Source organism: Chitinophaga costaii (assembly GCF_900094705.1).
Lineage (GTDB): Bacteria > Bacteroidota > Bacteroidia > Chitinophagales > Chitinophagaceae > Chitinophaga > Chitinophaga costaii.
Genome location: NZ_FMAR01000011.1, coordinates 88,889 through 102,589, shown reverse-complemented (window position 1 = coordinate 102,589; position 13,701 = coordinate 88,889). Strand labels below are relative to the sequence as shown.

The 13,701-nt window shown below is 47.2% G+C and carries 13 protein-coding genes; 5 read left to right on the top strand and 8 right to left on the bottom strand.

Annotated features, from left to right (window positions below):
• Positions 1-37: 37 nt before the first annotated feature.
• The 8 genes from GA0116948_RS15070 to GA0116948_RS15035 all read right to left on the bottom strand — a co-directional run bounded on the left by GA0116948_RS15070 (position 38) and on the right by GA0116948_RS15035 (position 7,970).
• Complete coding sequence (locus GA0116948_RS15070) at positions 38-412, bottom strand: co-chaperone GroES (protein WP_089713696.1); 375 nt, start codon at positions 410-412, stop codon at positions 38-40.
• A gap of 40 nt (positions 413-452) precedes the next feature.
• A complete protein-coding gene (locus GA0116948_RS15065) occupies positions 453-1,292 on the bottom strand; it encodes an MBL fold metallo-hydrolase (protein ID WP_089713694.1) in 840 nt (279 codons plus the stop codon).
• Complete coding sequence (locus GA0116948_RS15060) at positions 1,289-2,590, bottom strand: MFS transporter (RefSeq protein ID WP_089713692.1); 1,302 nt, start codon at positions 2,588-2,590, stop codon at positions 1,289-1,291. The genes GA0116948_RS15065 and GA0116948_RS15060 overlap by 4 nt, the downstream gene beginning before the upstream one ends.
• A 108-nt stretch (positions 2,591-2,698) precedes the next feature.
• On the bottom strand, positions 2,699-3,316 hold the full coding sequence (locus GA0116948_RS15055; protein ID WP_089713690.1) for an ABC transporter ATP-binding protein: 618 nt from the start codon (positions 3,314-3,316) through the stop codon (positions 2,699-2,701).
• Positions 3,300-4,100 carry an acyl-ACP--UDP-N-acetylglucosamine O-acyltransferase gene (gene lpxA / locus GA0116948_RS15050; RefSeq protein WP_089713688.1) on the bottom strand — a complete coding sequence of 267 codons (801 nt, stop codon included), beginning with the start codon at positions 4,098-4,100 and terminating at the stop codon, positions 3,300-3,302. The genes GA0116948_RS15055 and lpxA overlap by 17 nt, the downstream gene beginning before the upstream one ends.
• The gene (locus GA0116948_RS15045) at positions 4,097-5,518 is read right to left on the bottom strand and encodes a bifunctional UDP-3-O-[3-hydroxymyristoyl] N-acetylglucosamine deacetylase/3-hydroxyacyl-ACP dehydratase (RefSeq protein WP_240619212.1); all 1,422 of its coding nucleotides are present in this window, start codon (positions 5,516-5,518) and stop codon (positions 4,097-4,099) included. Before GA0116948_RS15045 ends, lpxA begins: the two co-directional genes overlap by 4 nt.
• A gap of 84 nt (positions 5,519-5,602) precedes the next feature.
• Positions 5,603-6,652 (bottom strand): UDP-3-O-(3-hydroxymyristoyl)glucosamine N-acyltransferase, encoded by a 1,050-nt coding sequence (lpxD, locus tag GA0116948_RS15040; RefSeq protein WP_089713686.1) that lies wholly within the window; start codon positions 6,650-6,652, stop codon positions 5,603-5,605.
• Between the two features lie 67 nt (positions 6,653-6,719).
• Positions 6,720-7,970, bottom strand: coding sequence for an HD domain-containing protein (locus GA0116948_RS15035; RefSeq protein ID WP_089713685.1), 1,251 nt, complete (start codon positions 7,968-7,970; stop codon positions 6,720-6,722).
• Between the two features lie 315 nt (positions 7,971-8,285).
• On the opposite strand from GA0116948_RS15035, the gene porX reads away from it, so the two are divergent.
• From porX to GA0116948_RS15010, 5 genes are all read left to right on the top strand, one after another.
• Positions 8,286-9,839 carry a T9SS response regulator signal transducer PorX gene (gene porX, locus GA0116948_RS15030; RefSeq protein WP_089713683.1) on the top strand — a complete coding sequence of 518 codons (1,554 nt, stop codon included), beginning with the start codon at positions 8,286-8,288 and terminating at the stop codon, positions 9,837-9,839.
• 23 nt (positions 9,840-9,862) lie between these two features.
• Positions 9,863-10,438, top strand: coding sequence for a hypothetical protein (locus tag GA0116948_RS21500; protein WP_205686148.1), 576 nt, complete (start codon positions 9,863-9,865; stop codon positions 10,436-10,438).
• Positions 10,435-11,196: an MBL fold metallo-hydrolase gene (locus tag GA0116948_RS15020; RefSeq protein WP_089713681.1), complete on the top strand. Its 762-nt coding sequence runs from the start codon at positions 10,435-10,437 to the stop codon at positions 11,194-11,196. Before GA0116948_RS21500 ends, GA0116948_RS15020 begins: the two co-directional genes overlap by 4 nt.
• Positions 11,197-11,269: 73 nt before the next feature.
• The gene (locus GA0116948_RS15015) at positions 11,270-12,193 is read left to right on the top strand and encodes a ComEA family DNA-binding protein (RefSeq protein WP_089713680.1); all 924 of its coding nucleotides are present in this window, start codon (positions 11,270-11,272) and stop codon (positions 12,191-12,193) included.
• An 11-nt stretch (positions 12,194-12,204) separates the two neighbouring features.
• Complete coding sequence (locus tag GA0116948_RS15010) at positions 12,205-13,344, top strand: acyl-CoA dehydrogenase family protein (RefSeq protein WP_089713678.1); 1,140 nt, start codon at positions 12,205-12,207, stop codon at positions 13,342-13,344.
• The last annotated feature ends 357 nt before the right edge of the window (positions 13,345-13,701 follow it).

The window sequence follows — 13,701 nt, the reverse complement described above, 5'->3', positions numbered from 1 at the left end:
TTATTCACGGCACTTAATGGGCGCCTGCATACAGCTGTTACAATTCTTCCTCTCTTTCGAGCAGTAAAATGGCTTGCTGTGGTACGATAAAATATTTATCGCCGTGGTATACCACCTCTGTGGCGCCACTGGCCAGGAAAATGGCCAGATCGCCCTCTTTGGCCTGGAGGGGAATGTATTTTATTTTCTCCTCCTCCGGTTTCCAGGATTCTTCTTCAGGCGGGGGAACCGGCAAGGCGTAACCAGGACCGGCTTTTAGCACATAGCCCTGCTGTACTTTTTCTTTTTCCCCTACGCCCGGTGGCAGGTATAATCCACTATCGGTGCGTTCATTGTCTTTAGACAGCCGTATCAGCACCCGATCGCCTACTACGATCAGTTTTCGCAATTTATTATCAGTTGTTAGATGCATAGTTTATAATCAGCAATATACTGCAAATGTAAGCCAGCTTTTATAACTCCGACAACTTAAACACATCCTTTACCCGGATGCCCTTGTCGGTAAGTTGCAATGTGGCGCATTCATTTACCGGATCATGTTCAAAAAATAAAATGTAAGGTTTGTTCAGCGCCTCCTGTAAGAATGCCTTTTTTTCGGTGAGGGTTGTCAGCGGAAACATATCATACGACATCACGTAAGGTATGGGCAAGTGCGCAGTGCTGGGCAGCAGGTCTGCCATGTACAAAATGGTGTGTTCCTTGTACCGCAGTTGGGGCAGCATCATACTATCGGTATGCCCGTTTACAAAACGGATGTGAAAATGATCCGTGAAAGCTACGCCATCATACCCCTCGATGAATTGCAACTGGCCGCTTTCGTGAATGGGTAAAATGTTTTCTTTCAGGAAAGATGCTTTCTCCCTTTCATTGGGTTGTGTAGCCCATTCCCAGTGCGAAACATTGCTCCAATAGGTGGCATTTTTAAAAGCAGGCACCAGTTTTTCGCCCTGTCGGATGATGGCACCTCCGCAATGGTCGAAATGCAGGTGGGTGAGAAATACATCGGTAATATCGTCCCGGTGAAAGCCATGTTGGGCAAGAGATTTATCTAAGGTGGCATCGCCATGCAGGAAGTAGTGACTAAAGAATTTTGCGTCCTGTTTGTTGCCAATGCCGGTATCTACCAATATAAGGCGCTGGCCATCTTCAATGAGCAGGCAGCGCATGGCCCAGGAACACATATTATTTTCATCGGCCGGGTTCAGTTTGTGCCAAATACTTTTGGGTACCACACCAAACATGGCGCCGCCGTCGAGTTTAAAAAAGCCGGTTTCTATGCTGTATAGTTTCATGCTGCGAGCTGTTTTTGTTTCTGCAATGCAAAGATGGTACAGGCCAGGCCAATGATAAAAAATACCGCCAGGGCCAGCACGGAAAAGCGCATGGAATGTGTGAGCTGGTGAATGAAGCCAAAGGAAAACATGCCGATCACGATAGAGAGTTTTTCTGTTACATCATAAAAGCTGAAGAAAGAGGCAGTGTCTTCGGTTTCCGGCATTAGTTTGGAATAAGTAGAACGGCTCAGTGATTGTATTCCTCCCATTACCAACCCCACTACGGAAGCGAGGATGTAAAAATCTGTTGCTGTTTGCATATAATAACCTGCAATACAAATGCCAATCCAAATCAGCACTACGATAATAATCACCCGGAGGTTACCAATTTTTCCGGATAGGACAGACATGATCCAGGCGCCGAGAATGGCTACCAACTGAATAATTACAACCGTTACAATGAGTTTTGTAGCACTCAGGTGCAATACCTGATCGCCAAAGAATGTGGCGGCCAGCATCACCGTTTGTACGCCCATACTGTAAAAGAAAAATCCGCTGAGGAAGCGTTTTAATACGGGCAGGTATTTTACCTGCTGTCCTACTTTTTTCAATTCGGTAAATCCGTCTTTCCACACATTGCCTTTGTGTACGTGCGCGGCGGCTTTGGAGGCTGGCAGTACAGAGAAGGTAATTTGTGCAAAGCCAAACCACCATACACCCACCAGCAAAAAAGTAATGAGCAGGGGCTGTACTTCATCCAGGCCCAGTTGGGCATGCAGCACTACCAGGGCAAAGCCAATGAGCTGAAGCAGCACGGAGCCAATGTAGCCCATAGAAAACCCTTTAGCACTTACCCGGTCCCGGTCTTCCGGCGCAGCAATCTCTGGCAGGTAAGAATTATAGAATACCAGCCCGCCGCAATAACCGATGGTAGACAGCAGGAAACAGCCCAATCCATATACCGCCATACTTTCCCCCGATCCGAAGACGCTGCTTTTGAAAAAATATAAAGCGCTACAGAAAATACTGCCCAGTAGTGTAAAAAAGCGTAAAAATTTTTTCTTATTACCCCTTGTATCCGCAATAGAAGAGAGGATGGGTGAAAGGGCCGCCACGATCAGGAAGGCCAGGGCGGCTGTGTAATCATACAATACACTGTTATGAAAGCGGGTACCAAAGAGGGTAATGTCTGCAGGCGTAGCCTTGGTAAAATAAATAGGGAAAAAGGTGGTGGTAATCACCAGGTTAAACACGGAATTAGCCCAGTCGTACATGGCCCATCCGTTCAGCACTTTTTTAGGCGCAGTAATTTGCATAAGGTTGTATTATGAACTATGTATGATGAACTATGCATAAAAGTATCAGCAACAAGTTACATCCATTTCGGCTAAAACGCTTCGCAGGTACTGCTTCCTGATACCATTTCATTTATAATCAAGGATGGCAATATGCTGGTCGCACATAAAATATTCCTGTTCGTCGTTGGAGCTTACGATGAGTGTTTTATGCATGGCGTAGGTGACTATCAGGGATTGGTACAGCTGGATTCCGCTTATGTCCAGGTTAGTGCAAGGCTCGTCCAGTAGTAGTACGGGGTTATCGGAGAAGATGGCCAGGGCTAGTTTTACACGCTGGCGCATGCCACTGGAAAAATGACGGATTTGCTTGTCCCGGGCTTTCTCCAGGCCAATGGCGGCGATGGCTTTCTCGGGGGTTATACCGGGAATAAATGGTTTAAACTGGAGGTGGAAGTGCAGTGCTTCCCAAAGGGTCATTTCTTCGATCAGCTCCAGGTAGGGAGCGGCGATGCTGCAATACCTGTAAAAAGTATCGGCAGACACCGGCACTGTTTGCAGGTGATAGGAAATGCTGCCTTCATTCTGCTGCTGGTGTCCGCTGATAACCTGTAATAAAGTAGATTTTCCTGAGCCGTTAGGCCCCAGGATGGCATAGCGCCCACCTGACTGGAAAGTGTAGGAAAGCCTACGGAATATCCAGTCATAATTATAGCGCTTGCCGGCCTGGTTAAGAGATATCGTCATTATTGCGGGAAGTATAACCTTTCATGATGCCACGGGGCGAATCACGGATAAAGGAAAGAATTTCGTCGCGCTCGTCGGTGGCCGGGAACTCGGCTTCGATAATGCGCACTGCCTTGGAAACGCTGTATCCTTTTACGAAAACAACGCGGTATATATCCAGGATGTGATTAATCTTATCAATAGAAAATCCACGCCGTTTAAGCCCGATAGAATTCACCCCTACATATGATAGGGGTTCGCGGGCTGCCTTTACATAAGGCGGCACATCTTTGCGTACCAGCGAACCGCCGGATACGAAAGAATGGGAACCAATCTTTACGAATTGGTGAACCGCCACGAGGCCAGCCAATACTACGTAATCGCCTACCGTAATGTGGCCTGCCAACGTAGTGCTATTAGAAAAGATACAATAATCCCCCACCTGGCAATCGTGTGCAATGTGGCAATAGGCCTGGATCAGGCAGTTTTTGCCGATCACCGTTTTACCTAATGCTTTGGTGCCCCGGTTTACGGTCACAAATTCGCGGATAGTAGTATTGTCGCCAATTTCTACGGTGCTTTCTTCCCCGTCAAACTTGAGATCTTGTGGAATAGCGGAAATGACGGCGCCGGGAAAAATGCGGCAGTTTTTCCCGATACGGGCGCCTTCCATGATCGTCACGTTGGAACCAACCCAGGTGCCGTCCCCGATCTCCACGTTTTTATGAATCACGGTGAAAGGATCAATCTTTACATTAGGCGCTACCTTGGCGTCCGGATGAATGTAAGTGAGCGGATGAATCATTGCTGTGTTTTACCTTCTTTTACAATTTGTGCCACTAAGTCTGCTTCGGTAGCTACTTTGTTGCCTATAAATACTGTTCCGCGCATTTCCACGATGCCTCTTCTAATGGGATTTAGCAGTTCCATTTTCAGCACCATGGTATCGCCCGGTACTACGCGCTGTTTGAACTTGCAATTGTCGATCTTCAGGAAATACGTGCTATAGGCTTCCGGATCGGGCAGGGTGTTCAGCGCCAGGATGCCCCCGCACTGTGCCAGCGCTTCTATCTGTAATACACCTGGCATTACAGGATTACCCGGGAAATGACCCTGGAAAAATTGCTCGTTGAAGGTTACGTTTTTAATTCCTATTACCTGGCTGTCGCTCAGTTCAATGATCTTATCCACCAGCAGCATCGGGTACCGATGCGGCAAGGTACGCTCTATCCGGCGAAGGTCGAAAATAGGAGGGAGGTTAGGATTATAAATCGGGATATTTTGTGCGTGTTTATTTTTCTTGATATAAGCCTTGATCTTGCGGGCAAATTCCACATTGGAAGCGTGTCCCGGGCGGTTGGCGATAATGTGGGCATTGATCGGAAAGCCTATCAGTGCCAGGTCGCCAATCACGTCCAGCAGTTTGTGGCGGGCCGGTTCATTGGGAAAGCGCAGCTCCACATTGTTAAGAATGCCCTCGCTCTGCACAGCAATTTCCGTACGGTTAAACGCCTTTGCCAGTGGGGCCAGTTCGGCTTCCGTCATTTTGCGGTCTACCACCACAATGGCGTTGTTAATGTCGCCACCTTTTATCAGGTTGTTTTTTAGCAGGTATTCCAGCTCGTGCAGGAACACAAAGGTGCGGCAAGGCGCAATTTGTTGGATAAATTCCTGTAACCCTTTCAGGTTGGCGTGCTGGGTACCCAGCACGGGTGAGTTAAAGTCGATGAGGGCGGTTACACGGTAGTCTACAGAAGGCATGGCTACCATTTCCACTTTTTTCTCTTCGTCGTAATAAGTAATATTCTGGTCTATAGAATAGTAAATTTTTTTGGCGTCCTGGTCCTGCGTTCCTACTTGCTGGATAACTTTTACAAATGGCAGGGCGCTGCCGTCCATGATAGGTACTTCAGGGCCGTCTATTTCAATGAGCGCATTATCTACACCTGTTCCTACGAGGGCAGCCATCAGGTGTTCTATGGTGCTTACGCGGGCACCGTTATGCTCCAGCGTAGTATTGCGGGATGTATCCACTACAAAATCCACATCCGCCTTTACAGTAGGTTGGTCCGGCAGGTCTACCCGTTGGAAACGGATGCCGAAACCAGGAATGGCAGGCTTTAATGTAATATTTACCTGTTTTCCTGAATGCAATCCAACACCCGAAAAAGAAATAGGCTCGTTCAGCGTATGCTGGTTTTGCCGCTGTGTATTTTCCATCATAATCAACTAAAGGTATTACAGTTTAAAGTGTAGGTCGAGGCAATGAGTAGGTTCATATACAGAAGGCGCCCGTGTTTTTAATGCTCAAATGCCTGCTTTCTCCGACAGCATTTGTTTTACCATGTCTTCTAATTCTTTTACGCGTTTTTCAAGTTCGGGCAAATTTCTAAAAATTGCCTGACTTTTCAGTGAACTTTTATAATCGAAAGCCGGGGAGCCATTTAGGGCCATATTTGTTTCGCTCACGGATTTAGAAAGGCCGCTTTGCGCATTGATTTTAGTGCCATCGGCCAGATGGATGTGTCCTACAATGCCCACCTGGCCGCCGATCACACAATTAGCCCCGATTTTGGTGCTACCGGAAATACCGGTTTGGCCAGCGATGACGGTATTGTTGCCAATGTCTACATTATGTGCCACCTGGATAAGATTATCCAGCTTCACCCCTTTACGGATCACGGTGCTGCCCATGGTAGCCCGGTCTATGGTGGTATTGGCCCCTATTTCTACATCGTCGTGTACCACCACATTGCCAATCTGGGGCACTTTTTTATAACTGCCATCTGGCTGGGGAGCAAAGCCAAAGCCGTCGCCCCCGATCACGCAACCGGCGTGCAGCATCACGCGGGCACCTATCATGCAGTTATCATACACCCGCACACCAGGATATAAGATGGAATCGTCGGCCACGGTTACATTGTCACCCAGGTATACATTCGGGTAGATTTTCACATTATTGCCCAATACTACATTCTCGCCAAGGTAGGCAAAAGCGCCCACAAACACATTTTCACCCATTTTTACGGAGGACGGAATGTAGGAAGGCTGCTGGATGCCCACTTTATTGCTGGTCAATTGTTTAAACTTTTCCAGTAGCAGGGCAAAACTGCTGTACGCGTCTTTTACCCGGATAAGGGTGGGCGATACCGGTTTCTCCAGCACCAGGCTCTCATTGATAATTAAAATAGAAGCCTGGGTGGTATAAATGAACTCTTCATACTTGGGATTGGCTATAAAGCTCAGTTTCCCTTCGCCCGCTTCCTCTATTTTGGCTATATTATTAACATGTATATCGGGGTTCCCCTCTATTTTGCCACCCAGCAGGGAGGCCAGTTGTAATGCGCTAAACTGCATAAATTAATTTTGAAAAGTGACCGATCCAGTTTTCTTCGGAAGCACAGATATCACACGTTCGCATATGTTAATCCCTGTAAATGTCGGTAACCTGGATTTTTGGATGACAAATGTAGAATTTTTTTACTGGTATAGCCAGCGTATGACTGACTAATGCATTATCGATAGACGAAATGTCTTTTACCGTACCATCCTTAAAAAGAATATTGATGCGTTCATTGCTCACATTGTAAGCGCGCAGGCTAGCCGTACCGGTGAATACAAAATAATGCAGGTCTTCGGCTGCAATGCTCAACTGGGCTTGTATTTCTTCATTGAGTACGGTTGTAACCTGCTGGTCAAAAGGTTCACTGCTGAGTACCACTTTAAAAAGGTGACGGTTGGTAAGCCAGGTGCAGAGTAAGCTTAAAATACGGTCCGGATGATGGGCCCAAACCTTTACGGCCCCCATAATATCATAATCGTCTAAAAGGCAAAACTGAAACAGGCATTCCGGATTATCTTCAAAGTCCCGGCCTTTTATATGTTGATACAAGAAAAAATGAAGAGCTGGCGAGCAGAACATTGTTTCCCCTGCATGGGCCAGTTGCTTAGCCCGCTGTAAAATTTTAACCAGCATGTTTTCGGCGCTGAGCACTGTTTTATGCAAGTATACCTGCCAATACATGAGCCGGCGGGCCACGATAAATTTCTCTATGGAATAAATTCCTTTTTCTTCTACCATGAGTTCGCCCTGGTGTACGGTTAGCATTTTCAGGATGCGATCGTGGGCGATAACACCTTCCGCTACGCCAGTATAAAAACTGTCGCGGTTCAGGTAGTCCATTCTATCTACATCTAACTGGCTGCTCACCAGCTGGTGCAAGAACTTTTTATGATACCGGTTATTAAAAATATCGATAGACAGCGACAAGGCGCCATCCAGCTCCTGATTCAGCGATTCCATGAGCCACTGAGAAAGCTGCTCGTGCGATACGCCTTCCACAATGCTGCTTTCCAGCGCGTGGGAATAAGGCCCATGGCCTATGTCATGTAAAAGAATGGCCAATTTTGCGCCAATTTCCTCCTCCGGGGTGATCTCAATGCCCTTGCTTTTCAATTCCGCGAGCGCACAACTCATCAGGTGATAAGCGCCCAGGCTATGGTGAAATCGGGTGTGCATGGCCCCTGGATATACCAGATTGGCCAGCGCCATCTGCTGGATGCGGCGCAATCGTTGGTAATAGGGATGAGAGATCACGGCAAAAATGAGCGGATGATCAATAGTGATGAAGCCATACACCGGATCATTCACGATTTTGCGCTTGCTGTCGGTCATTGAAATTCGCTTTAGGCCAGTGCAAAACTACTGTAGTTATTAATTCTTTATTATTTTTTGCGTCAGTAGTTTGTATTTATTTATAAAATATTCATAGCGAAAGTATATGATAAGTTTTAATGATACGTTAAAGATCCATAGTTTTTAACGCTTTTAACAAATAATTGTTGGCTTTGCCAGGGTAGGGGAATGATTTTTGACCAAATACGCGCTAAATTGTAGCAAAGACGGTATTTCCCGGCAAAGGTTCAAATTAGAAACGGGTATAAACAATAGCTATATTACTACGGCCTGGACGGCTGTTAAAAACTATACATGAATCAAATTAATATACTTTGGGTGGATGATGAGATAGAATCTTTGAAATCCCAGATCATGTTCCTGGAAGCAAAAGGGTATAAGGTGTCTGCCCTTACCAATGGCTACGATGCCCTTGACTTCCTCCGGGAAAATACGGTAGACGTAGTGCTGCTCGATGAAAGTATGCCCGGCATTACCGGTTTGGAAACGGTGGCCCGCATCAAGGAAATAGATCAGCAAATTCCCATTGTAATGATCACCAAAAACGAGGAAGAAAACGTGATGGACGAAGCCATTGGCTCCCAGATCAGCGACTACCTCATTAAACCGGTGAACCCTAATCAGGTACTCCTTTCCCTCAAAAAGATCATCGACAATAAACGCCTGGTAGCCGAAAAAACCACCACCGCCTACCAGCAGGAATTCCGCTCCCTCTTCATGGCCCTCAATGATAATCCCGACCATAACCAATGGATGGATATCTATAAAAAACTGGTGTACTGGGAAATGGAAATGGGTAAGTCTAACAGCCCGGAGATGCTGGAAATACTGCAATCCCAGAAACAGGAAGCCAATTCAGAATTTGTAAAGTTCATTGGCCGCCACTACGCAGATTGGATGACACCCAAAACAAAGGATGCCCCAATTATGTCGCATACCCTTTTCCGGGAAAAGGTATTGCCCTACCTGGACCCCAACATACCCAATTTTTTTATACTGATCGATAACCTGCGCTATGATCAATGGAAGGCCATACAGCCCATTTTTATGGAGTCTTTCCGCATTGTAGAGGAAGACACATTCTATAGCATACTGCCTACCAGTACCCAATATGCACGGAATGCCATCTTTGCCGGCCAGTTGCCGGTAGACATCGAAGCCCGTTTCCCTGAGCAGTGGCGAAACGACGATGAGGATGGCGGCAAAAACCTGTTTGAAGACCTGTTTTTTGCCCAGCAGCTGAAGCATTTGAAAAAAGACATCCGGTTTTCTTATACCAAAATCACTAACCATAACGACGGTCAGCATATGGTGAATAATATTCATAATATGCTGGAATATCCGCTGAACCTGATTGTATATAATTTTGTAGACATGCTCAGTCACGCCCGCACGGAAATGGAAGTGTTGAAAGAACTGGCTGGCGACGAAGTATCGTACCGCTCCATCACCGCCAGTTGGTTCGAACATTCGCCTTTGCACCAGGCCCTGAAAAAACTGGCGGATAAGAAGATTAACCTTATCATTGCCACCGACCACGGCAGCGTACGGGTTAAAAACGCGGTAAAGGTGATTGGAGATAAACAGACTACTACAAACCTGCGCTATAAACATGGACGCAACCTGAACTACGAGCCTAAAGAGGTGCTGGCTTTCCGCGATCCGCGAGAAGCGGGCCTGCCCCGGCCTAATGTGAACTCATCTTATATTTTTGCTAAAGGAGATAATTACCTGTGCTACCCGAACAACTTTAATTATTTCGCAAACTATTACCGCAATACTTTTCAGCATGGAGGGGTAAGCATGGAGGAAATGATAGTACCCGTAATCCGCATGGTGTCTAAATAGCGGTTTTTGTTAAATTTGTAGGCATGAACATCAAAACAACACCCGCCAGCCTGGCTAAACTGGAAAAAATATTTGAGGAGGCCAAATACGTATTGCGGTTTGAAAAAGGCACTTTCAACTCCGGCTACTGCATCCTGGAGCATAAGCGGGTGGTGGTGATCAATAAATTCCTGAACCTGGAAGGCCGCATTAACAGCCTGCTCGATATCCTGCCCACTATTACCCTGGATGAAAGTATGCTTACCAGCGAATCGCTAAAGCTGTACTACCAGGTAGTGGAAAGTAAGGCCCAGTTACTGGCGGATGCCGAGGCGGCGGCCAGGGGAGAAATACCCGCCCCATCGTCTACTAAAGGCAGTGGGAAAAAAGACAAAAACGGGACTGCAAATACTGCTTCACTGGAAGCCGCCTCCGATGAAGCTGCGCCAGAAGTCAATGCCACTTCGGAAACTGGTGCAGTTACCAACGAAGATGCCGGCACAGCGCAAGCCACACCCGGTGCCAGCGATCATGCGGCAACACCCGATGCTGAATCGGATGAAACGCCTGGATCCACGAACAACTCCTCTAGTCACCCTACCTCATCTGACCCGCTGTGAAAGTAACCTTTCTTGGAACGGGTACTTCGCAGGGTGTGCCCGTTATCGCTTGCAACTGCCATGTATGTACTTCGCCCGATGCGAAAGACAACCGTCTCCGCAGCAGCATCCTGCTGGAATCAGAAGCGGGCGCTATCGTGGTAGACACTACGCCGGACTTCCGTTACCAGATGCTACGTGCCAACGTAAAACACCTGGATGCCGTACTGATTACCCATTCTCACAAAGACCACATTGCCGGCATGGACGATATCCGCGCCTTTAATTATTTCCAGCAAACGCCCATCGACGTATATGCATCTACATTTTCGCAGGAAGTGATCATGCGCGAATTTGCCTATGCATTTGCCGAGCAAAAATATCCGGGCATCCCGGAAATACACCTGCGCACCATTGGGGAGGTTCCTTTTGTGATCAATGGCCTACCCATTATCCCCATTCAGGTTATGCATTACAAAATGCCGGTGCTGGGCTTTCGTTTTCACGATTTCACCTATATCACCGACGCCAATTTTATTCAGCCGGCAGAAAAGGATAAAATCAGGGGTTCGAAAGTGCTGGTGCTGAATGCGCTGCGCCGGGAAAAACATATTTCCCACTTTACGTTGCAGGAAGCCATTGCACTAGGTAAGGAGCTGGAGGTGCCACAATTATACCTCACCCATATCAGCCACCAGCTGGGCCGGCACGCCGAAGTATCCCCGGAGCTGCCAGCGGGCGTGGCACTGGCGTATGACGGTTTTTCTTTTGAATTATAATTCTTCCGGCATACAACGGGATCATTTTTTTTACTTACAATATAATTGCTCCTGATTTAAAACCCCATCATCCATGTGGAAGCAATTTATAAAGCATTACCTGGATTTTTCCCAACGGGAGCGCCAGGGTATTTATTTATTATTGGGTATCATCGTGTGCTGCTGCGTGCTGCCTCACTTACTGCCTGCACCGGCAGCGCCAGACATCGTGGCGGAAACTGTTTTTACAAATACGGCGGCAGCCATTTCCTCTCCTGCTACCAACCAGGGTAGCCCGCCCCCATTACCCACCCTTTTCTACTTCGATCCTAATACGCTGCCACTGGAGGGTTGGCTGTCGCTGGGCGTGCGCGAAAAAACCGCCCATACCATCCTGCATTACCGCGAAAAAGGGGGGCACTTCCGGCACCGGGAAGACCTGGCAAAAATTTACGGCCTTTCTCCAGCCCAATGTGAGGCCTTGCTGCCTTATGTACGTATATCCGATACCGTTAGTTTTGCATCACGCGCTGAACGCCGGGACGCGCGGGCATTTGCGCCGCAGCCTTTTCCGCACGATAGCGCCTTTGTTTACAAACGCAAGGCCTTTGCACTTACCGATATTAATGCCGCCGATAGCCTGGCCTGGATGCAGCTACCCGGCATAGGGCCATCCTTTGCAGGGCGCATTGTGCGTTTCCGGGAGCGGTTGGGCGGTTTTTACACGGTGAACCAGGTGGCGGAAACCTACGGATTGCCCGATAGTACGTTCAATAAAATCCAACCATTCCTGCAATTACATGAAACTTCTTTAAAAAAGATAGACCTGAACCAGGCAGATGAAAAAACTTTAGCCGCACATCCTTATATCCGCTTCAGTTTAGCTAAATTAATTATCCGGTATCGTAATAGCCACGGGCCTTTTGCACAGACAGCCGATCTGCGGCAACTGGTGGTAATCAATGATAGCGTATACCAGAAAATAGCCAATTACCTGACCATTACACCAAAACCATAAAATCCACGATTATGAACTTCGAGCGCTCAGAAATGCAGCAACAGATCACGCAAATGATCCGCGACTTCGGCAAAGCGCACATCCAGCCCTATGTCCTGGAATGGGACGAAAACCAAATCTTTCCCACCGCACTTTTTAAACAACTGGGGCAGCTGGGGCTAATGGGGGTACTGGTGCCTGCGGAATACGGGGGCAGTGGCCTGGGATACCCGGAATATGTAACCGTGATCAGTGAAATAGCCCGTTTTTGTGGTGGCATTGGTCTGAGCGTGGCAGCTCACAACTCGCTGTGCACGGGCCATATCCTGCAATTTGGCCAGGAAGCCCAAAAACAAAAATACCTGCCAAAGCTGGCCAGCGGTGAGTGGATAGGGGCCTGGGGCCTCACAGAACCCAACACGGGTAGCGATGCCATGAACATGAAGTGCGTGGCCCGCAAAGACGGCGATGAATGGGTGATTAATGGGGGCAAGTGCTGGATCACACATGGCAAAAGCGGAGACGTGGCCGTTGTCATTGCCCGCACCGGCGAAGTGCGCGACAGTCACGGCATGACGGCCTTTATTGTAGAGCGGGGTACACCAGGATTTTCCGGGGGTAAGAAAGAAAACAAACTAGGTATGCGGGCTTCCGAAACCGCCGAAATGATTTTCGACAACTGCCGTATCCCGGCAGAGAATATATTGGGTAAAGAAGGGGAAGGCTTTATCCAGTCTATGAAGGTGCTGGATGGTGGCCGCATTTCAATTGCTGCCCTTTCGTTGGGCATTGCCAAAGGCGCCTATGATGCTGCCTTGCAATATTCCAAGGAAAGACAGCAGTTCGATCAGCCGATCAGCCGTTTCCAAGGTATTGCCTTTAAGCTGGCCGACATGGCCATTCAGATAGAAGCAGCAACACTGCTCACCATGCAGGCGGCAGACATGAAATCGCGGGGCGAAAAAATGACCAAGGAAGCGGCTATGGCCAAATATTATGCCTCTGAAGTAGCCGTAAAAGTGGCTAATGAAGCCGTGCAGGTGTTTGGGGGATATGGTTACACAAAAGATTTTCCGGTTGAAAAATTTTATCGCGATGCCAAGTTGTGTACTATCGGAGAGGGAACATCAGAAATTCAAAAGATCGTGATTGCCAGAGAAGCCCTGCGATAATAATGGCCCATTGTTTCGCAGGTCACATCATTAAAATAGAAATATGCATTTTTCTTTGTGAGCACATGATAATTAAAGTAAGCTGTATATTTTATAACAATTCCAAATAAACAGCTTACAAATTATAATATTTAATAAAGCAGGCTAAATGCAATGATTTGTGCAAGAAAAATTCATCGATTAATATATTATTTAATGAATTGGGTCAATGGTTAGAAATAAAATATTTTCGTTTAACCCTTTCGTGTTATATAAATGTCAGAAAGGAACGTTAAATTTGGGTTAATTCATTCTTACCAATTTATCAACCTTCTTAATCAGAAAAAGATCGAAACATTTCTACCCTCCAAGAAAAAG